The 21440-nt window shown below is 52.9% G+C and carries 16 protein-coding genes; 7 read left to right on the top strand and 9 right to left on the bottom strand.

All coding sequences use genetic code 11. The features are described 5' to 3' along the window. The first annotated feature begins 113 nt into the window (after nucleotides 1-113). A complete protein-coding gene (locus BKD14_RS04235; protein WP_175576056.1) occupies nucleotides 114-1649 on the top strand; it encodes an FAD/NAD(P)-binding protein in 1536 nt (511 codons plus the stop codon). Here the strand turns inward: BKD14_RS04235 and BKD14_RS04230 are convergent. Further along, nucleotides 1612-2328: a TetR/AcrR family transcriptional regulator C-terminal domain-containing protein gene (locus tag BKD14_RS04230; protein ID WP_075654381.1), complete on the bottom strand. Its 717-nt coding sequence runs from the start codon at nucleotides 2326-2328 to the stop codon at nucleotides 1612-1614. The genes BKD14_RS04235 and BKD14_RS04230 overlap by 38 nt on opposite strands. A 277-nt stretch (nucleotides 2329-2605) precedes the next feature. Here BKD14_RS04230 and hemA point away from each other — a divergent pair, with 277 nt between their 5' ends. Next, nucleotides 2606-3850 carry a 5-aminolevulinate synthase gene (hemA, locus tag BKD14_RS04225; RefSeq protein WP_022711157.1) on the top strand — a complete coding sequence of 415 codons (1245 nt, stop codon included), beginning with the start codon at nucleotides 2606-2608 and terminating at the stop codon, nucleotides 3848-3850. Nucleotides 3851-3885: 35 nt separating this feature from the next. On the opposite strand, the gene BKD14_RS04220 is transcribed toward hemA, so the two are convergent. Further along, nucleotides 3886-4962 carry an AbrB family transcriptional regulator gene (locus BKD14_RS04220; RefSeq protein ID WP_022711156.1) on the bottom strand — a complete coding sequence of 359 codons (1077 nt, stop codon included), beginning with the start codon at nucleotides 4960-4962 and terminating at the stop codon, nucleotides 3886-3888. A gap of 151 nt (nucleotides 4963-5113) precedes the next feature. Then, nucleotides 5114-5530, bottom strand: coding sequence for a large conductance mechanosensitive channel protein MscL (mscL, locus tag BKD14_RS04215; RefSeq protein ID WP_022711155.1), 417 nt, complete (start codon nucleotides 5528-5530; stop codon nucleotides 5114-5116). 232 nt (nucleotides 5531-5762) lie between these two features. Between mscL and BKD14_RS04210 the strand changes: the two genes are divergently transcribed. Beyond that, entirely contained in the window at nucleotides 5763-9260 is a 3498-nt protein-coding gene (locus tag BKD14_RS04210; RefSeq protein WP_075654380.1) for a PAS domain-containing hybrid sensor histidine kinase/response regulator, read from the top strand. A gap of 21 nt (nucleotides 9261-9281) precedes the next feature. On the opposite strand, the gene BKD14_RS04205 is transcribed toward BKD14_RS04210, so the two are convergent. Next, on the bottom strand, nucleotides 9282-9926 hold the full coding sequence (locus BKD14_RS04205; protein ID WP_028233683.1) for a response regulator transcription factor: 645 nt from the start codon (nucleotides 9924-9926) through the stop codon (nucleotides 9282-9284). A gap of 540 nt (nucleotides 9927-10466) precedes the next feature. Between BKD14_RS04205 and pip the strand changes: the two genes are divergently transcribed. Continuing rightward, the gene (gene pip, locus BKD14_RS04200; RefSeq protein ID WP_075654379.1) at nucleotides 10467-11423 is read left to right on the top strand and encodes a prolyl aminopeptidase; all 957 of its coding nucleotides are present in this window, start codon (nucleotides 10467-10469) and stop codon (nucleotides 11421-11423) included. A gap of 56 nt (nucleotides 11424-11479) precedes the next feature. Here the strand turns inward: pip and BKD14_RS04195 are convergent, their stop codons facing one another. Next, the gene (locus tag BKD14_RS04195; protein WP_139316322.1) at nucleotides 11480-11956 is read right to left on the bottom strand and encodes a hypothetical protein; all 477 of its coding nucleotides are present in this window, start codon (nucleotides 11954-11956) and stop codon (nucleotides 11480-11482) included. A 248-nt stretch (nucleotides 11957-12204) separates the two neighbouring features. Here BKD14_RS04195 and BKD14_RS04190 point away from each other — a divergent pair, with 248 nt between their 5' ends. Both BKD14_RS04190 and BKD14_RS04185 read left to right on the top strand, forming a co-directional pair. Then, nucleotides 12205-12570 carry a DUF952 domain-containing protein gene (locus BKD14_RS04190; protein ID WP_075654378.1) on the top strand — a complete coding sequence of 122 codons (366 nt, stop codon included), beginning with the start codon at nucleotides 12205-12207 and terminating at the stop codon, nucleotides 12568-12570. Beyond that, on the top strand, nucleotides 12567-13667 hold the full coding sequence (locus BKD14_RS04185) for a quinone-dependent dihydroorotate dehydrogenase (protein WP_075654377.1): 1101 nt from the start codon (nucleotides 12567-12569) through the stop codon (nucleotides 13665-13667). Before BKD14_RS04190 ends, BKD14_RS04185 begins: the two co-directional genes overlap by 4 nt. A gap of 174 nt (nucleotides 13668-13841) precedes the next feature. On the opposite strand, the gene glyS is transcribed toward BKD14_RS04185, so the two are convergent. The 4 genes from glyS to BKD14_RS04165 all read right to left on the bottom strand — a co-directional run bounded on the left by glyS (nucleotide 13842) and on the right by BKD14_RS04165 (nucleotide 20371). After that, entirely contained in the window at nucleotides 13842-16013 is a 2172-nt protein-coding gene (gene glyS, locus BKD14_RS04180) for a glycine--tRNA ligase subunit beta (RefSeq protein WP_075654376.1), read from the bottom strand. A gap of 112 nt (nucleotides 16014-16125) precedes the next feature. After that, nucleotides 16126-17061: a glycine--tRNA ligase subunit alpha gene (locus BKD14_RS04175; protein ID WP_075654783.1), complete on the bottom strand. Its 936-nt coding sequence runs from the start codon at nucleotides 17059-17061 to the stop codon at nucleotides 16126-16128. Between the two features lie 203 nt (nucleotides 17062-17264). Continuing rightward, on the bottom strand, nucleotides 17265-19115 hold the full coding sequence (locus BKD14_RS04170) for a tetratricopeptide repeat protein (RefSeq protein ID WP_083646797.1): 1851 nt from the start codon (nucleotides 19113-19115) through the stop codon (nucleotides 17265-17267). A 239-nt stretch (nucleotides 19116-19354) separates the two neighbouring features. Continuing rightward, nucleotides 19355-20371 carry a polyprenyl synthetase family protein gene (locus BKD14_RS04165; RefSeq protein WP_028233681.1) on the bottom strand — a complete coding sequence of 339 codons (1017 nt, stop codon included), beginning with the start codon at nucleotides 20369-20371 and terminating at the stop codon, nucleotides 19355-19357. A 279-nt stretch (nucleotides 20372-20650) separates the two neighbouring features. Between BKD14_RS04165 and BKD14_RS04160 the strand changes: the two genes are divergently transcribed. After that, nucleotides 20651-21433: a methyltransferase gene (locus BKD14_RS04160; protein WP_075654375.1), complete on the top strand. Its 783-nt coding sequence runs from the start codon at nucleotides 20651-20653 to the stop codon at nucleotides 21431-21433. The last annotated feature ends 7 nt before the right edge of the window (nucleotides 21434-21440 follow it).

Here is a 21440-nt window from a genome sequence, read left to right as displayed (position 1 = left end):
ATTACTTTACCGCAGAATTGCAAAACCGGATTTCATTACTATAAACTGGCAGCGACCTGTAATAATTTTTTCTTACAGATTACAGCATCGTCACCTGAAGCCGGATATATGTTTTGACTGTATTGCCTTCTGCCTGCACTGACCGCCCGCATCATGAAAACCGGCACAAATCCATCATCATTATCGGGGGCGGCTTCTCCGGCGCTTCTCTGGCCTATCATCTGGCAGCGATAACCGATCCGGCAAAACTTCAAATTACAATCATAGAACCGCGCTCCTCTCTTGGTGCCGGTCTGGCTTATTCCACCAATGAGGATGCCTTCCGCCTCAATGTTCTCTCCGACCGGATGAGCATATTTTATGAAGACAAACCGCATTTTGCCCGCTGGATGGAAGAGCAGCACAGTCTGAATAATGATCCGGAAGCCATGACGGAGAACGGTCAGATTTACGCAAGGCGCAGCACTTTCGGCACCTATATGGCGGAACAGCTTGCACCGCTGCTTGCAAGCGGACAAGTACAGCATATTCGTGCCAGCGCTACCGGCGCTAAACGCTGCACCTCCGGCCACTATCAGGTTACCACAGATAAAGGCGAAACGCGGGAAGCGGATTTTCTGGTGATCGCTGCGTCACATCCGCTGCCTGCCCTCCCCGCACCATTGCGAGAACTCCAGCAATCCGGCCAGAACCATGTAAAAGGACTGATCGCCAATCCTTATCAGGCAGGTGCTCTGCAGCAATTGCTTCAGGAGACAGGTCCGGACAGTTCGGTTCTGATCGTCGGCGCAGGTCTAACCTCTGCCGATATGGTGGCAGGGCTGTCACAACACGGACATCGCGGCAATATCACCGTTTTGTCCCGTCACGGTCTGCGCTCCCGCTCCAATCTGCGGCTCAAAGCCGATGAGCCAAGACCGCCGCGCTTCTTCGGTGATTTTATCAATCCGCCGGAAACATCGGCCGTGCGCCTGCTGCACAAAATCCGCCGGACAATCCGCGAAGCGGCACAACAATCCGTGCCGTGGCAATCGGTGATTGATACTTTGCGCGATCAGGGCGGCGGGATATGGCTTGCTCTGCCGCTCAGTGAGCGCAAGCGCATTGTCCGTCATCTGCGCACGTTCTGGGATGCGCATAGGTTTCGCTTAGCAACTCAGACAGATGATGTTCTTGATGAACGCTGCCGCTCGGGAACACTGAAATTTCTCGGCGCGCACCTCACGGATGCTGCACGCGCTGATGACGGTCACGGCTTTATCGTGACCTATCGCCTGCGCGGACAATCCGAAACAATCAGACAGCATTTTGACGCTATTATTGTTACCACCGGCCCTGCGCATGGTGATATTATCGGCCAGTGCCCGCCATTGGCAATGCTCTGCGAAGACGGTTTGATTGAAATGGATCCTACGGGTCTTGGCCTGCATACAAGCCGCACTGAGCAGACGGATACAACCATGCGTGCCATCGGCAAAGACGGCAGTATTGCTGATAATCTGTTTATCGCAGGCCCTTTAGCCCGCGGCACTTTCGGGGAATTAATGGGCGCGCCGGAAGTGGCGCGCTATACAGAAACATTGGCGGATGTCATCAGACAGGCCGCTGCGCTTATTCAGCAGCCTCATAAATCTGCTGACGTCTGTTGAAAACGGCCTGCGCACCATCAAGGATCAGAAGCAGTTTTTTGTCCCACCAATCCTTCGGATGATCGGTTATCATACGGCTCATAATCAGGATCGGCCGCGCCGTATCCGGATTGCGGGCAGCTTCTGCCTGCCACGACTGCACAACCTTCTCAATTCCGCGCTCGCCAATGCGGCCCGGTTTTTTATAGGCTCTGCGCCAACCGGTGAAGTAATCGACCGTCATATCCATCATACTGTCGATCAGCACAACGGCTTCCTCAGCCGAGAAACCATATTCCACAAACTGGTTAGCCATTTCGCCAAAAGCGCGGATACCGGACGGCGGGGATACTTCCAGTTCCCGCATGGCATCGGCCAGCCCCGGATGTCTGTTGAATAATTCCCAGGCCGAATTGGCGACATTTTGTGCAAACTCATACCAGTCGGCAGGATTACCGCGCCAGTCCAGTTCGGTAATGGCCAGATCGGCAGCAGCCAGCAGCAACTCATTGCGGCCTTTAACATAGCGGTAGAGGGATGAGTGATCGACCCCGAGCGCCTGACCGACAGCAATCATCGTCACATCATCGAGGCCGATTTTCAGCGTCACACGCGCGATTTCCTCAAGAGAAATCCGCGCCGGACGACCGATACGCGGGCTTGGCGCCACACATGACTTTGCCGAAATTTGCTTTTTCATAGCCGCCCCGTCCGAAAATTATGCATGCACGTAAGGATTAAACACTCTGTTGCAAACTCAATTAGCGTTGAATGCGTCCTTTTACAACAGAGTGTGACTAAAATTGCGGACAGCTCCGGCCTTTTCAACCGGAATATATCGAAAACTCGTGACTGAGGCGGCCTGATTGACTGAAATCAATGCCGCAAAACCGGCCTAGGTCTATTTACCGCACATGTCCTTATAGACGGCGCGCCTCTAAAGGATTAGGTAACGGTGAAGAAAAGGAAGATGCCTCATGGACTATAGCCGGTTTTTTGAAGCGGCCATTGACCGCCTTCACACTGAAAATCGTTACCGTGTATTTGCTGATCTGGAGCGTATTGTCGGCCGCTTTCCGCAAGCAATCTGGCGCCATAACGGTCAGGCGCGTGAAATCACCGTATGGTGCTCCAATGACTATCTCGGTATGGGGCAAAATCCTGATGTTCTGAAAGCCATGACCGATGCAGCCGTCTCGCAAGGGTCCGGCGCCGGTGGCACACGCAATATCTCCGGCAATAATCATCCGCTTGTTGAGCTTGAACATGAGCTAGCAGATTTGCACGGCAAAGAGGCCGGTCTGGTTTTTACCTCCGGCTTTGTCTCCAATGATGCCTCTATCTCGACCATTGCCAAGCTGCTGCCGGATTGCCTGATCCTGTCGGATGAACTCAATCATGCATCGATGATCGCCGGTATCCGTCATTCCGGTGCCGACAAGCAGATTTTCCGGCACAATGATGTGCAGCATCTTGAAGAGCTTTTGAAGGCTGCAGGCAAAGACCGCGCCAAGCTGATCGTTTTTGAATCCGTCTATTCCATGGACGGTGATGTGGCACCGCTGAAAGCAATTGTGGAACTGGCAGAAAAATACAATGCCATGACCTATCTTGATGAAGTCCATGCCGTTGGCATGTATGGCGCACGCGGCGGCGGCATTTCAGAACGCGAAGGCCTGAGCCATCGTATTGATATTATTGAAGGCACATTAGCCAAATCCTTCGGCACATTGGGCGGATATATTACCGGTTCCAAGGCTGTGGTCGATGCTGTGCGCTCCTATGCGCCGGGCTTCATCTTTACCTCAGCCCTGCCACCGGCAATTGCCAATGCAACAGTTGCAGCCATTCGCCATCTCAAAGCCTCGGGCACCGAACGCGAATTGCAGCAGAAGAATGCACAACTGACCAAGGACACGCTGAAACGTGCCGGTCTGCCGGTTATGCCGACAGAAACACATATTGTGCCGCTCTTTGTCGGCAATGCGGATTTGTGCAAAAAAGCTTCGGATCGCCTGCTGGAAGTTCATGGCATTTATATTCAGCCGATCAACTTCCCGACCGTACCACGCGGCACTGAACGCCTGCGCATCACACCGACTCCTGTTCACGGGGAAGAGCTGATTGCCGGTCTGAAAGAGGCACTGCTGGAAGTATGGCAGGCTTTGAACATTCCTTATGCAACGGATTTTACCGGCAGCCCGCTGAAACAATCTGCTTAATAAAGAGCAATATCAGCTTCAATCCTGACAGCCGCTCAGAGCTCCGCCTGTGCGGCTGTTTGCTTTTCATCCATACGGCGCAGCGATCGGGCAAGAAACGGCACAAAGATCGCAATCATCATAAAGCGCACAACATGGTGCGAAGCCACATAGGCCGGATCAACACCCAGCGAGAAAGCAATCACAGTCAGCGCTTCCAATGCACCCGGCGCAAAAGCCAGTGCAATTTGTGCCGGATGCAGCCCTGTTGCCAGCCATGCCAGCGCACAGATTGCGGCAGCTGTTCCCGTACCAACGATGAAAGCCATCAGCGCCACCGGCAAATAATTCAGGATAGCGCCGCGATGACGCGCATCAACCCGCGAGCCGATCAGAGCTCCGAGAACAACCATACCAAAATCCGCCATTTCAGGCGGCACGCGCACTGTTACAAAACCGGTCACATAGACCAGCGCACTGGCGAGCAATGCGCCCAGCATCATCCCGCCCGGCAAACGGCTGTAATGGCCGATCAGCGCACCAAGGCCACCCGCAGCGAACAACCATAGCCATTCTTTTTGCTGGCTGCCTGAACCGGCAACAAAATCGATATGCGGTGCGGATTGCCCAAGCACATTAAGCACCGGCGCCAGCAACCCGATGAGCAAAAGCAGCCGCACAGTCTGAATAATGGTGATTTTAACCAGATCGGCACGGGTTTCGCTGGCTGCAGCCATCACGAAAGACAAGGCACCGGGCAAAGAGGAGAAAAAAGCCGTTTGCGCATCCCAGCGAAACACATAGCGCAGCAGCATAAATGTAAAACCGGTCACCGCCACAAGCATCACAAACAGCAGCATAAAGCTCAAAGGCCATTCGCCAATCTGGCTCAGCGTTTCAGGACGCACACCGGAACCGGCTTGCAGGCCGAGCATGATAAAAACCGCATTACGCAACCAGACAGGCAGATAAATGCGGATACCGCTCAGAGATGCAATGGTCACACTGCACATTGAGCCGAGCAGAAAAGGAATGGGCAGTCCGGTCAGATAAGCAATTGCGGCACCGCTGCCGGCAATCAGAAATGTCAGGAAAAGTGCATAGATATTTTTCAGAGAGAACTGACGGGACATGGGATATTCTTAACCAGAGCATTTCCGGATGGCAGGCATAATCGTCGCGCCGGAGCCTTGTTGAATTGGCCGCATTTTATGCAACCAAAATATCAGACAAATTAAAAATAAACCCGGCTTCATTTCTGAGGCCGGGTTTAGGATTTTATAATCAGGCTTTTTTCGCCAGAAGATCACGGATTTCTGTCAGCAGAACCTGATCTGCCGGAATTGCGGCTTCAGCTTCAGGCTTGGCCTCTTCCTTTTTCTTCATGCGGTTCATGCCTTTAACAACAAGGAACAGAACCCACGCGATAATCAGGAAGTTAATCAGCAGCGTAATGAAATTACCGTAAGCAATGGTTGCACCGGCTTCACGCGCTGCCGCCAATGTACCCTTAGGCTCACCGGCCAGCTGGATAAACATGTTGGAGAAATCAATACCGCCGGTGATGAGACCGATAATCGGCATGATAATGTCATTCACGATGGAATTGACCAGACCACCAAATGCACCGCCAATGATGACACCGATGGCCAGATCGACCATATTGCCCTTGAGGGCAAATTCACGAAATTCCTTTAGCATGAGCTATCCTTTACAAGTACGGGGGCTTACTCTTTTTATATCCGGCAATAAAAACAAAGTAGCGGAGATTATTATAGTCTCAAGATCAGAAAGCAGCTTACTGCTTGATTATCCTGAAGTGTTGCATACAAACATAGGTACAGAATAATCAGCGGACAGAGACTGCCATTATTGCAGCCATATACAGGATCTTTCTGTCCCGCAATCATTAACCGGTCAGCAAGGGGGCTGAATGCACGGCTGGATCATTATCGGCATCGCATTTCTCTATCTGATCTTGCTCTTTGCGGTTGCCAGTATTGGCGACAGTAAAGCATCGCGCTGGGGCTCCAAGCCAAGACCCTATATTTATGCATTCAGCCTTGCTGTTTACTGTACATCATGGACCTTCTTCGGCTCGGTCGGGCTTGCAGCTGACCGCGGGCTTGAATTTCTGGGCATTTATATCGGCCCCATTCTGGTTTTCACCTTCGGCAATAAATTTCTGCGTCATGTGGTGCGGCTGGCAAAAGCCGAGCGCATTACCTCTATCGCCGACTTTCTCGCCGCCCGTTACGGCAAAAGTACCAGCGTCGCCACGATCGGCACCTGCATCGCCGTGGTCGGCTCCATGCCTTATATTGCTCTGCAGCTGAAAGCCGTATCCGGCAGTGTCGATATGGTTCTGGCTGAATATCAGGCTTCCTATGACCCGATTGTCTATGTCTTCGGCGATATATCACTGTTTGTTACTGCGCTGCTGGCTATATTCGCCATCCTTTTCGGCACCAGACATACGGATGCGACTGAGCATCAGGACGGGCTGATTCTTGCGGTTGCGTTAGAATCCGTCATCAAGATCACCGCCTTTCTGATTGTCGGCATTGCCACAACCTTCTTCCTCTTCGGCTCGCCTTTTGATCTGCCGCAGCAATTGCAGGAGCGGGATATTGATTTCTGGGGCATGTTAACCCGTACCAGCCCCAGCACCTGGATTGTTCACACCGTTCTGAGTGCCGCGGCAATTCTGATGCTGCCGCGCCAGTTTCACGTCACCGTGGTTGAGAACCGCAGCGAAAAAGAATTGCGTACCGCCCGCTGGCTGTTTCCGGTCTATCTGATCCTGATTAACCTGTTTGTCCTGCCAATCGCCTTGCAGGGCATTATCAATCTCGGCTCCACTACCAATGCAGATCTCTATGTTCTGGCGCTGCCGCTGGCTGCAGGCTCACATCTTTTAACTCTGCTGGCTTTTGTCGGCGGGCTTTCTGCTGCTACGGCGATGGTGATTGTGGCCTGCGTGGCGCTGTCGATCATGATCTCTAACCATCTGCTGCTGCCATTGCTGATCCGCTACGTCTATCGTCGTCAAAAACATCAGCAACGGGATCTGACCCGCCTTATCCTCTATACCCGCCGTGCAACCATTGTGATTATTCTGGCGGTGACTTTCAGCTATTATCGCGCCAGTTCCAGCACTTTCGGGCTGGCTTCTATCGGTCTGGTCTCCTTTGCAGCGATCGCACAATTTGCTCCGCCGCTGATCGGCGGGCTGATCTGGCGCAATGCCAATGCACGCGGAGCTGTTCTGGGCATGGTCAGCGGCTTTGCTGTCTGGGCCTATACGTTGCTGCTGCCAACTTTGGCAAATCCTGATGCGCCGATCCTGCGGGAAGGTTTATGGGGGCTTTCCTATCTGCGCCCGCAGGCACTCTTCGGCGTTGATGCCCTGCCTCTCACCCATGGAGCTCTGTGGAGCCTCGCCATTAATGCACTGTTCTTCGTGATCGGCTCTCTCTCCCGACAGTCCACACCGCTGGAGCGCATTCAGGCCAGCACATTCATGCCGCGCAATCTGAAAACCGTGCCGGTTCTGCGCCGTTTCCGCACCAGTGTCACTGTCGGGGAAATCAAAAATACGATTGCCCGCTATCTGGGTGAAGACCGCGTTGCCCTTGCTTTCAGCCGTTATGAACATAATGGCGATCAGCCGCTGGATGATAAAGCCGTCGCCGATGTGCCGCTGATCCGTTTTGCCGAGCAAATATTGGGTAGTGCCATCGGCTCATCCTCCGCGCGGCTGGTGCTGTCGCTGCTGCTTCAGCGCAAGGACAATACTGCACCGGATACGCTGCGCCTGCTGGATGATGCTTCGGAAGCCTTGCAGCACAATCGCGATCTGCTGCAAACCGCGCTGGATCAGATGGAACAGGGCATCACGGTTCTCGACAAGGATTTCCGCCTGACCTGCTGGAACCGGCGTTTCCGCCATCTGCTGCAACTACCGGACGGGCTGACACAGGTTGGCACACCGATTTCCGATGTGCTCGACCGGTTGCTGCATAATGGCGAAATTCATGCGGGTGATGCCGCGATGATGATGCGCACATTGGAGCGCACCCATGAGCCAAGCCGTATCCTCTTACACTCCACCGGCAAAATCATTGAAATTGCAGCCAATCCGATGCCGGATGGCGGCATCGTCGCCAGTTACACCGATATTACTGCCTCGGTTGAGGCCGATAATTCCATGAAGCGTCTCAATGAAACGCTGGAACAGCGCGTCGCCGATCGCACCACCGAACTGCTTGAAGTGAACCAGCAGCTTGTCCGTGCGCAGAAACTGGCGGAAGAGGCCAATTTCGGCAAAACACGTTTTCTCGCTGCTGCCGGTCATGATATTTTGCAGCCACTCAATGCTGCCCGCCTTTACAGCACAGCCTTGAGCGAAAGGCTCGGCGCATCGGAAGCGCAACTGGCACGGAATATTGACTCCTCCCTTGAGGCGGTTGAAGGCATTCTCAGTGCGCTGCTGGATATTTCACGGCTTGATACCGGCGCGCTCAAACCGGAGCTTTCGCTGTTCCGTCTGGATCGCCTGCTTCAACAGGTTGTCACAGATTTCACACCGCTTGCTGCCACGAAGGGTCTGAAACTTCGTGTCGTGCCCTGCTCCCTCACAGTCTATAGCGATCGCAATCTTCTGCGTCGTCTGCTGCAAAATCTGATCTCGAATTCGATCAAATACAGCCGCAGCGGCAAAATTCTTCTCGGTGTGCGCCGTCGCGGCGGCGATCTGGAAATCAAGGTTGCCGATACCGGTATCGGCATCGCGCCGGAAAAACAGCAACTGGTTTTCCGCGAGTTCTACCGGCTGGATGAAGGGATCAGTCAGGCAGACGGGCTGGGACTTGGTCTTTCCATTGTCGACCGTATTGCCCGTGTGCTGGATCTGACAATTCGTCTGCAATCCGAACATGGTAAAGGCACCTGTTTCAGCATCATTATGCCGGTGTCTCAGGAGCCTGCGGTTGAAGTTTCACCTGAACCGTCACAGGCCAGACGCCGCAGCAATGCACTCGAAAATATGCGCGTCTTATGTATTGATAATGATCCGCTGATCCTCGACGGCATGCGTATTCTGCTTGAGGGCTGGGGTTGCGATATCACTTTGATCCGTGACGGCGCACAACTCAAAGACTGGTGCAATCATATCGCCCGTTCACAAGCGAGCGTCAGAATATTGCCGGATATTATTCTGGCTGACTATCATCTCAACCGTGAAAACGGGCTGGACATGATCGGCTATATCCGCGAAACGCTGGGTCATACCATACCGGCCGTTCTGCTGACGGCCGATCGTTCAAAAGAGGTCAAATTACAGGCCACAGAAGAAAATGTTCATGTGCTGAACAAGCCGCTGAAACCCGCAGCATTGCGGGCTTTGCTGGCGCATTATCATATGCGGTGAGAGACTGTGAAATGCTCCGGCTCAATCCAGAAGTGCAAAACCCGGACCAAGCCGCGAGAGCAGAATCACCGCCTGTGTGCGGCTGTCCACGCCCAGCTTCTGCAGAACCGCAGATACATGGGCTTTCACCGTGGCTTCTGAAATATTCAGCTCATAGGCCAGCTGCTTGTTCAGAAGTCCCTGTCCAAGCATTGAGAGCACGCGGGTTTGCTGCGGTGTGAGCGCGCGGATACGGGCAATCAGATCGGCAATCTCCGCATCATTTTCCGCGCCGAGTTCCATATCACCGGATACCCATTCCCCGCCGTCCAGCACGGTGCGTACGGCCTCGCCGATTTCCTCAAGACTCGCGGATTTTGAAACAAAACCGGAGGCTCCGAGTTCCATGGCACGGCGGATTGTGGTGACATCATCGGTGGCGGAAACAATCATAACCGGCAGCTGCGGATGCTGCGCCTTGAGATTGATCAGTCCGGACAAACCGCTGACACCGGGCATGGTCAGATCGAGAAACAACAGGTCAACATCCTGTGCCTCTTCTGCAACCTGTTGCAATTGCTGATAATTGTCAGCCTCAGTCACACTCTCAGGCTGAAAACCGTCCTGTAATATCTGTCGCAATGCGCCACGGAATAAAGGATGATCGTCGGCAATAATAAAATTCAATTCCATAAATTTCCTACCCCTTGCCTGCCCCCTCAGCAGTCTCCCCGCAAATCATCTCCTGAAAGCACCTTATCTCTTTATATAACCAAAGATAAAGTTAGAAATGACCTGTTTTCATCTTGCATTTTCTTCATGTACAGAGCCCTTCCCGCTCCGCCTGCATTCCTAAGAATGCTCTGTTCTTTGTTTTTACATGCAACAGAACTGATCCGTAATCAGGATCAGAAACCGGTCAGACAAACTGGTTTCCATACCTCAGCGCTTCACAGTTTCGCAATGCGCTCCGGCCACCGGCATTTCATTTCAATGATAAATCCGGCTTGAGAAAACCGGTGAATGCAATTTCCAGCACAATAAAAGCCGCCTGTAGCAGACGGCATGCATATTCATTATGCAATATTACAGGCAAAGCGTACAATATACAGTCTGATTTCTGCTTTTGCCGCGATGGTGCCGTATTGTCAGTTAGGGTGATGCCTGCTCTATATGCAAGAGAAAATCTTATTGCTTCGCAGATAAAATAACGCAAAAGGACGACCTATGACACGCCACAGCCTCTATCCGGAAATTCAACCCTATCGGGAAGAGATGTTGCAGGTCTCATCGCTGCACCGGATTTATTTTGAGGAATGCGGAAACCCGAACGGTAAGCCGGTCATCATGATCCACGGCGGCCCGGGCGGCGGCATCTCGCCGACTATGCGCCGTCTGCATGATCCTTCAGCTTATCGCATTATCCTGTTTGACCAGCGCGGCTGCGGCCGCTCCACACCCCATGCAGAATTGCGCGAAAATACCACATGGGATCTGGTTGCGGATATGGAGCGTCTGCGCACCCATCTCGGCGTTGAAAAATGGCAGGTTTTCGGCGGTTCATGGGGCTCGACCCTTGGCCTCGCTTATGCACAAACCCATCCGGAGCGCGTCAGCGAACTGGTACTGCGTGGCATCTTTCTGGCACGCCGTTTTGAAGTGGACTGGCTCTATAGCAACGGCGCCAGCATCATCTATCCGGATCGCTTTGAAGCCTATCAGCTGCATATTCCGGAAGCCGAGCGCGGCGATATGGTGGCGGCCTATTACCGTCGTCTGACTGATCCGAATCCGCAGGTGCAGATTGAAGCGGCACGCCGCTGGTCACGCTGGGAAGGCTCGGCAATTTCCCTGCTGCCGGATCCGGAACGCGAAAATGCGTTTGCGCAGGATCACTTCGCCATCGCTTTTGCGCGTATCGAATGCCACTATTTCCAGAACCGCGCTTTCTTTGATACCGACGATCAGCTGCTGCGTCTGGCTGACCGTATCCGCCATATTCCGGGTGTTATCATCCATGGCCGCTACGATATGTGCACGCCGTTCATCAATGCGTGGCATCTGAAGAAAGTCTGGCCGGAAGCCGATCTGCGCATCGTCGAAGACGGTGGTCATGCAGTGACTGAGCCGGGTATCACGCACGAACTGATCGAAGCAACACGCCGCTTTGCCAATATCGGCTAAAACCAATTTAAGAAAATAAAAAAGCGCCGGAAACGGCGCTTTTTCTTTGAAAGGAATTATGTGCGGTTCGGCACCGGTGCCGGTTCATCAAGGCTCTTGGCTACGCCCATGAAAGACCGCATGAAACGCTCCATATAGCCGAGCCCTTTTTCGAACTCTTCTTCACTTGGCAAAGTGCTGTTTGCGACACCACTTTTTTCAAGCTTGGCGATACGCGCGGTCAGATCAGCAACCTGTTTTTCCAGAAGTACTGTGCGTTCATCACTGCTGAGCTGTGCCGGTTTGGTTTCAGCACATTCAATTTTACCGGCCTGTTCCTTACACAGTGCAAATTCACCGGTCTGGCGGTCAAGACGGATAATACCGGCTTCGGTTTTTTCCATGGAATAGCGCTGCATGTCCTGTGCCGGAGACGGGCTCATACCCCAAACCAGAGCCAGACCTGTGAGAGCCGAAAGAACGGCACTGCGTATGATAAGCTTGGATTTGTTTTCTTTTGCCACCGCAATCGCGATACCGGACCGGTTCTTCATCTGCCCACTCCTTTAATCTGTCTGCCTGGTATATGGGTTTTATCCAAGCATTTTCCAGTGCATCCTGTCAAAAACACAGAGCTGTCAAAGCGCACTTTTGCTCATTTGCAAAAATGGCGTTAACCCTTTATTAAAATTTAGAGGTGGCTTGTGACTTAATTTTGTCTTAAAAGCTGCCGGATGCGCCAAACCGGCCAGATATATAAAATGTCTGAACAGCTTTTCCGTTCACAACAATAGCGTTTTTCATGTCAAACAGTGATCCGTCACACCATACCATCTACAAGATCGCCACGCGCGCCCAATGGGCAGACGCTGAAAAGGCAGAGCATTTTTCCGGTGCCCCTGTTGATTTACAGGATGGTTATATCCACTTTTCCACCCATGACACGGTTGCCGAGACCGCTGCCAAGCATTTTGCCGGTCAGGATGACCTGCTGCTGGTGGCTGTTGATGCAAACCAGCTGGGCGATGAACTTCGTTATGAAATTTCCCGCGGCGGCAAAGCCTTCCCGCATCTCTACGCACATCTACAGCTCACTGCGGTGCGCTGGGTGAAAGACCTGCCGCTCGACAGCGACGGCAAGCATCAGTTTCCGGAGCTTGGACAATGAGCGGTTTTTTTGAAAATATTGCCCGTCGCGCACTTTTTGCGATGGATGGTGAGCAGGCGCATGGCCTGTCAATTGCAGCGCTGAAAACCGGCGTTCTCTCCAGCCCTGCCCCGCTTGACCCTGCTTTGCAGCAAACTATTGCCGGTCTCAAATTTACCAATCCGCTGGGTATGGCCGCAGGTTTTGACAAAAACGCCGAAGTGCCGGATGCACTGCTGAAACTCGGTTTTGGTTTTGCAGAAGTCGGCACCATTACGCCGCGCCCGCAGGCTGGCAATCCGAAGCCGCGCATCTTCCGCCTTGTGGAAGACCGTGCGGTGATCAACCGTCTGGGCTTTAATAATGAAGGCCATGAAGCCGCCTATAAGCGCCTGAGCCAGCGCAACAGCTGCAGCAGTTGCGGTATTGTCGGCGTGAATATCGGCGCCAATAAAGACAGCGAAGATCGTGTGGCCGATTATGTGGCCGGTATTCACCGCTTTTATAGCGTTGCTAAATATTTCACTGCCAATATTTCTTCGCCGAACACACCGGGTCTGCGTGATCTGCAAGCCAAAGACAGCCTGCATATTCTGCTGGAAAAAGTTTTGGAAGCCCGCGATCAGGAAGCTGAAAAATGCACCCTGAAACGCCCTGTATTCCTGAAAATTGCACCGGATCTAACCGAAGAAGGTCTGGATGATATTGCCGAAGTGGCTCTCGCTCATCCGCTTGATGGTTTGATTATCTCCAACACCACTTTGTCGCGCACCAATCTGGTTAATCAGGTGGAAGCGAAAGAGACCGGCGGCCTTTCCGGTGCACCGATTTTTGAACGCTCGACTATTGTGCTTGCCAAAATGCGTCAGCGCATCGGCAAAGCGATGCCGATCATCGGCGTAGGCGGTGTGGACAGCGGTGCAACCGCACTTACCAAAATTAAAGCCGGTGCCGATCTGGTACAGCTTTATACCGGTATGATTTATCGCGGCCCGACCGTACCGAAAGAGATCGTCAAAGAACTCTCCGCATTGGTGAAGCAGGCAGGCGTCGCCAATATTTCCGAGCTGCGCGATATGGAAACTGCGGCTTGGGCAGCCAAAGATATTCCGGCCTGATTTTTAAAAGCTGAATATAAAAAAAGCCGGAGCGGTCATCACCACTCCGGCTTTTTTGTATCTGTTCTTTATTAGAGCATTTCCAGTTCATCTTGAATCATAGGAAATGCTCTAACTTTTTTTGTATTACGCGTATCTTATCCGAAAACCGCTTCACACTTTTCGGGATACGCTCTAACCGCTGATCTTTGAGAAATCAGCAACCTGACCGGTCACCGAGCGGATTTTAGCCAGCAGTGCCAAACGATTGGCGCGGATAGCTTCATTCTCGTCATTGACCATGACCTTATCAAAGAAGGCATCAACCGGCGCACGCAGTTCGGCCATTGCCGACATAGCAGCCGAGAAATCTTCTTTGGCGATAGCCGCAGCTGCTTTGGTTTCTGCCGACTGCACAGCAGCAAACAGTGCCCTCTCTTCTTCATTGTTGAAGAGTGCAGCATCAACATTGGCGGCAATAACAGTGCCCTTTTTCTCTTCCGCACCGAGAATATTGGCTGCGCGTTTGGTACCAGCCAGCAGGTTCTTGCCGTCTTCTTCATTGATGAAAACGATCAGTGCTTCAAGACGACGCGCTACCAGCAGCAGATTATCAGCATCGGCTGACAGCACTGCATCAATCGCATCGTGACGTGCACCTTCATCCTTCAGATAGACCTTGAAACGGTCATGGAAGAAGGACAGCAGATCAGCGCCAACATCTTTTGATGCCAGACCTTCGATTGAAGCCATCGGCTTTTCTGCCTGTGCAATCAGCGCTCTCAGTTCTGCGCGGATATCATTTTCGAGGATCAGGCGGATCACACCGAGGGCTGCACGGCGCAGCGCATAAGGGTCTTTCGAACCTGTCGGCTTTTCATCAATCGCCCAGAAACCGACAAGAGTGTCGATCTTGTCAGCCAGTGCAACGGCAACCGAAACCGGATCGCGCGGCACACGGTCTGACGGACCCTGCGGCTTGTAATGATCTTCAAGTGCTGTTGCGACAGCAGCATTTTCGCCCTGCAACAGCGCATATTTATGCCCCATCGCGCCCTGCAATTCAGGGAACTCACCGACAACTTCTGTCTGCAGATCGGCTTTTGCCAGCACTGCTGCACGGGCAGTCAGCGCCACATCAGCGCCGACCAGCGGTGCAATTGCCTCAGCCAAAGCCTTGATACGCGCCACGCGCGCACCCTGCGTGCCGAGCTTGGCATGGAAGGTCACATTGAGCGCATCGAGACGCGCCATGCGCTGATCAAGCGGCTTAGCCAGATCAAGCGCGAATTTAGAAGCCGAGGCTTTCAGCTTGTCCATATCCGGCATATCTGCCTGATCGGTATGCCAGAAATACAAAGCATCGGACAGGCGGGCGCGAACAACCTTGCCGTTACCGAAAGCGATTTCCTTGCCGCCGTCACGGGCAGCAATATTGGAGATCAGGATGAACTTGTTCGACAGTGCTTCCGTCTCACCCTGATTGCGGGTGACAAAGCATTTCTGATTGGCACGGATGGTCAGACGGATAACTTCCGGTGGAATGGAGAGGAACTCTTCCTCAAATTCCCCCATCAGCACAACCGGCCATTCAACCAGACCAGATACTTCTTCCAGCAGGCCTTCGTCTTCAACCAGTTCCAGACCGGAAGCGAAGCTCAGATTGCGGGCATCGGTGAGAATGATTTCCTTGCGGCGTTCTGCGTCGAGCACCACATGCGCTTTTTCCAGCTTTTCGACATAATCGTCAAAGCGGCGCACGGTGATCGGCTGACCATCGCTCATGAAACGGTGACCGCGTGTGGTATTACCGGAGCGTACGCCGCCGACTTCAAAATCCACCACGACGGTTTCTTCGGTTTCAGGACCAAACAAGCAGATGATCGACTGCAGCGGACGCACCCAGCGCAAGGAACCGGACTGTGCCGAGGCCTTACCCCAGCGCATGGATTTCGGCCACGGGAAATTCTGCACCACATTCGGTACCAGTTCCGCGATGATTTCTTCCGCAGCACGTCCGGATTTGGTGATATGGGCGACGTAGAAATCGCCCTTCTTCGGATCGGAATGCACATGCGCCTGCGCAATATCGCTCAAGCCAGCTTTACGCAGGAAGCCCTGAATTGCGGCCTCAGGCGCAGTAACTGACGGGCCTTTGATATCTTCATGCACGTCTTTTGAACGCACAGTCAGACCACGAATATCCAAAGTCAGACGACGTGGTGTCCAGTAAGGCGTTGCCGCCTCATAGGTCAGACCGGCTTCAACCAGACCATCGGTGATCATTTTCTTCAAATCACCGGCAGCTTTACGCTGCATGCGCGCCGGGATTTCCTCGGAAAAAAGTTCCAGTAACAAATCAGGCATCAGCGTGCGCCCTCCGCATGCTCATTTTTTGTTTTGTCCGTCCTCACTTCGTTGCGGGCGGACGGCTGTGCCGGAATTTCTTCCGAGAAAAGTTCAAGCAACAAATCAGGCATCAGCGTGTCTCATTCTTGTAGTTGACGCCACCGGCATCGGTCTGAAGGAAGGCTTCACCGCACTGGCGCGCAAGATTGCGCACACGCAGAATATAGCTCTGGCGCTCGGTTACCGAGATAACGCCACGGGCATCCATCAGATTGAAAATATGCGAGGCTTTGATCGCTTGATCGTAAGCAGGGAAAACGCACTTATGTAAGTTCCCTGTTGCACCTTCTTGTGGCGCACCTGCAGCGAGAACCGCTTTACATTCCGCTTCCGCATCAATGAAATGCTGGTGCAGCATATCAGTATTGGCGATTTCGAAATTGTAGCGGGAATATTCCTGCTCGGTCTGGAGGAACACGTCACCGTAAGTGACCTTGTCCTCGCCTTCGAGGCCATTGAAGTTCAGGTCATAAACATTGTCCACGCCCTGCACATACATAGCGAGGCGCTCAAGACCATAGGTCAGCTCACCGGCAACCGGCGAACATTCGATACCGCAAACCTGCTGGAAATAAGTGAACTGCGAGATTTCCATACCATCGCACCAGCACTCCCAGCCCAAGCCCCAAGAGCCGGTGGTCGGGTTTTCCCAGTCATCCTCAACAAAGCGGATATCATGCAGCTCCGTATCAATGCCGATGGCTTTCAGCGAGCCGAGATACAATTCCTGCAAGTTCGGCGGGCTTGGCTTCAGCAAAACCTGATACTGGTAATAATGCTGCATACGGTTCGGGTTTTCACCATAGCGGCCATCTTTCGGGCGACGTGACGGCTGCACATAGGCAACATTCCACGGCTTTGGCCCCAATGCGCGCAAAGTAGTGGACGGATGCAGCGTACCCGCCCCGACTTCCATATCGTAAGGCTGCAGAATTGTGCAGCCATGCTGCGCCCAGTAATGCTGGAGCGCCATGATAAAGCCCTGAAAAGAGCGGGTCGGATGCAGGTGTTCAGGCAATGTGCTGGTCACGGAAGGCCTCGTTGGAGCATTCTTGGCGAGATCGGCTATCAAAACTGCTCTTCTTGCAAATCATGCGTGGTGAAAACGGTGAAAGCTGAGCCATAACAGCTCAGCTCCGCCGAAAAACAGATAGTTTGTCCTAATTATTCCGCGTTAAACGGTCAAGACTTAAAGCCGGATAGCAAGCATTATGGCTTGGCAGCAGGATCGGCAGGCTTAACATCCAGTGCTTTCTCCGGTGCCGTGTCAGGCTTTGCCGGCGCAATATCTTTCACATCCGCTTCCGCCGTCTGTGTCAGCCCCTGTTTCAGCTTCTTCTCGATCTTGGCCAGTTCTGCCGCTTCCGGTTTACCGGCGATGGCATGGTTCCACTGGAAAGTCGCTTCCAGCCCACGCCCTGCCTGCCAATAGGCATCGCCCAGATGATCATTGATTGTCGGATCTTCCGGACGCAGCTTGACTGCCTTTTCCAGTTCGACAACGGCCTCATTATAACGGCCAAGCTTGTAATAAGCCCAGCCAAGGGAATCGACGATATAGCCATCCTGCGGGCGCATCTCGACGGCCTTGCGGATCATCTGCAAAGCTTCTTCCAGATTTTCACCGCGATCGACCCATGAATAGCCGAGATAATTCATCACCTGCGGCTGGTTTGGAAACAGTTCCAGCGCTTTGCGGAAATTAGGCTCAGCCTTATCCCATTGTTTCAGACGCTCATAAGCAATGCCGCGCTGATAGAAAACCGGCCAGTCCTGACGTACAGGTGATTTAAGTTCCGCAACGGCCTGATCGTAAGTCTTTGCCGCATTTGCCCAGTCTTCTTTCTGGGCATAGACACCGCCCAGCGCCAGATAGGAACGGTTGTCCTTATCATTGCTGCGCAAATTGTTTTTCAGATGCTCAATCGCCTCATCCGGCTTGTCTGTTTCAGCCAGATTAAGCGCCAGCTGCATTTCCGCATCGCGCTTATAAGGCGATTTATCCGCAACGCGGCCGTAATATTTAATCGCTTTTTCCGGCTGGCGCAGTTTGGCAGCAATATCGCCAAGCTGGAACAATGTAGCGTCATTATTCTCGCGCAGCTCACCGGACATTTGCAGATAAATAGTTGCAAAAGCCTCAGCACCGCCACGGTTAATCGCGGTGCCCAAAGAATACAGAACCTCAGCCGCGCCCTGCTGGGGGCTGCGCATCTGCGGATCAAGCTTTTCACCGTCTTCAAGCTTCTGGCGTACTTCGCGCAGGATCACGCGGCCGCTGAGAATTTGCTCGGCATCTTCCACCAGTTTGATTGCACCGGCTTTATCGCCCTGACGCTGTTTGAAATCGGCATAAGCGTAAATGATGCGCTCATAAGTATCGGGTGCAGCGCTGCCGCCTTCTTTATCAGCCACGGCCTGCGCATAGAATTTATCCGCAGCCTTGGTCTGACCGGCGCTGTCTGCAATCAATGCCGATGTGTAGGTTTTGAAAAGATCGTACCAGACCGGTCCGTCAAGCTTATCAACTGCTGCCAGCGCATCTTTCGGACGACCTTCGCCGTAGAATGTCCATGCCGTCATCAGGCCGGTTGCTAAGCGATCCATCTCTGACTGCTGGGTGAGTTTCAGATTGGTGCGGGCAGTGCGGTAATGCTTGTCGTTGAAAGCCTTGATCGCCAGAATGATACGGGAGAAACGCTCGACTTCCGGCTCATTTTTGAGCGCACGGGCAAAGGGCAGCGCTTCATCCAGCTGACCGTCGGTCAGATAGGACAGCAACAGGTCACGCTTCATCGGCTGGTTTGACGGATCAAATGCCAGTGCCTGACGATAATAAGCGATGGCTACAGGGAGATTATTGTCGATCTCGGCAATGCGACCGGCCAGATAAGCACCAGGGAAAGAACCTGCACGCGAGACAATCACCGGCTCGTCTGTCGCCACCGCTGTCTTTGCCGCAGATGCAGCATAGGCCGCGCCGGAGACACCACTTGTGAAAGCCGCCCCTGCCATCAAAGCGAAAACCAGAGCACGCGCTTTAACTGTATTCCGCCGCATCGGCATTTCCCCTTGCATTTATAGATGCATTTCCAATTTTGAAACAGAAAGAATGCTCTATCTCTTTATTTTACACATTTCCTGACGCAAAACCGGTTGCCACTTTTGCTGGAAATGCTCTGGTCTGGCTTATTTCCGAAACAAACACACCATCCGGCCATGTCGTGGTTTTTATATGGCCGGAGAAAAGGGTATTTCAAAGTCCGGTACCGGAAATATGCGCCGGTACCGGTCAATAATCAGTTTACACGGCTGATGCAGAAATCAATCACATCAATCAGAGCATCTTTTTGCGGGCTCTGCGGCAGCGGTGCCAGTGCATCACGGGCGATTTCACCGAAATGACGCGCACGCTGTACGGTATCGGCAATTGAACCATGCTTGGTCATCAGGCCGATAGCCTTCTGCAAGGCTTCATCATCATTATTGCCCTGTTCAATGGATGACTTCCAGAAAGCGCGTTCGTCTTCGGAACCACGGCGATAGCTGAGCAACAGCGGCATGGTGATTTTCCCTTCACGGAAATCATCACCGACATTCTTGCCGAGATCCGCAGCCGAACCGCCATAATCCAGCGCATCATCAATCAGCTGGAATGCAAGACCGAGATTGAGACCATAGGAGCGCAGTGCCAGACGCTGTGCACGCGGTGCATCGGCAATGATCGGACCAACTTCGGCAGCAGCAGAGAACAGCGCCGCAGTCTTGGCTTTGATCACGGCCAGATATTCGTCTTCCGTGGTTTCCATATTTTTGGCGGCGGCGAGCTGCATCACTTCACCTTCGGCAATCACCGAAGCCGAGGTTGCCAGCACATCCAGCGCGTCGAGCGAGCCGACATCCACCATCATTTTGAAAGCCTGACCAAGCAGGAAATCGCCGACCAGAACGCTGGCCTGATTGCCCCAGATCATCCGCGCGGTGCTTTTGCCGCGGCGCAGATCGCTCTCATCCACCACATCATCATGGAGAAGCGTTGCCGTGTGCATAAATTCAACGCTGGTTGCGAGCTGCACATGACCTTCGCCCTCATAGCCGAACATGGCTGCAGCAGCGAGCGTCATCATCGGACGCAAACGCTTACCACCCGATGAAATCAGATGATTGGCCACTTCCGGTATCATCTCAACATCAGAACCGGCCTTGGACAGGATAAGCGCATTGACACGTCCCATATCCGCTTTCGTCAGATCAACCAGCTTCTGAATGGACGCCTGCTGATTTTTTTTCTCATCGAGATTGAGAACCACACCCAATGCCATATCTCCAGTTCACGCGGCCTGACAATGAGACCCGTTTTATAGCCACACATTATTCAAGGCGGCCTTTATGCTCAAGCGTCAAATGCACCAAAAGCCGTGCTAAAGGCAAGTGTTGCGAGCTGCAACACAACACAATAAAGCATATTCTGCTGATATAAGATGTCAAATTGCTGTCAGCAAACAGAAATGCGGCTTTCACCGCCTCTATACAGAATCGGTTAAAGCCGGTTTGATCGCTTTCAGTCTGCAACAAGTCAGGAAACTGCCGTCTTTATGTCTGCTCCGTTCAGCTCTCTGCCCTATGGCGAAACTCTCGATGCCTTTCACCGTGGTGCATTCTATCTGGTGCAGCCATCCGCAAAAGGTCACCGTTCGGGGATTGATGCCATGATTTTGGCAAGTGCGGTGCCAACGGATTTCAAAGGTAAAGTTGCGGATCTTGGTGCCGGTGCCGGTGCGGCAGGACTGGCCGTTGCCTCGCGCTGCGCAAATACAGATGTCACTCTGATTGAGCGCTCACCGGAAATGCTGCTCTATGCGGAAAAATCCTGCGCATTGTCCGAAAATGCCCATTTGCATGGCCGTCTGTCATGCCTGCAGGCTGATGTAACCATGACCGGCCCTGCCCGTAATGAAGCAGGGCTGACTGACAATCAGTTTGACTATGTGATTATGAACCCGCCCTTCAATCAGAGCCATGACCGTGCCACGCCGGACGATTTAAAGGCACAGGCGCATGTGATGCATGAAGGCATGTTTGAAAGCTGGATACGTACGGCATCCGGCATTTTACGTCCGCGCGGACATATTGCGATTATCGCACGTCCCGCCAATCTGAATGAAATCCTGTCCGCGATGGAGCGCCGTTTTGGCGGCATCGCAATTCTTCCGCTCTATGCCAGACCGGATGAACCGGCCATCCGTGTCGTAATTACGGGCATAAAAGGCAGCCGCGCTCCGGTTTTCCTTGCGCCGCCGTTAATTTTGCATAAAAGTTCCGGCCATGAATTTACGCCACGTGCAGAAAGCCTCATTAATGGTTGCGACAACCTGTAACGGTTGT

It is taken from the genome of Pseudochrobactrum sp. B5 (assembly GCF_001939785.1).
Classification (GTDB): Bacteria; Pseudomonadota; Alphaproteobacteria; order Rhizobiales; family Rhizobiaceae; genus Pseudochrobactrum; species Pseudochrobactrum saccharolyticum.
The sequence above is the reverse complement of the archived record's forward strand: the minus strand, read 5'-3'. Positions and strand labels throughout refer to the sequence as shown.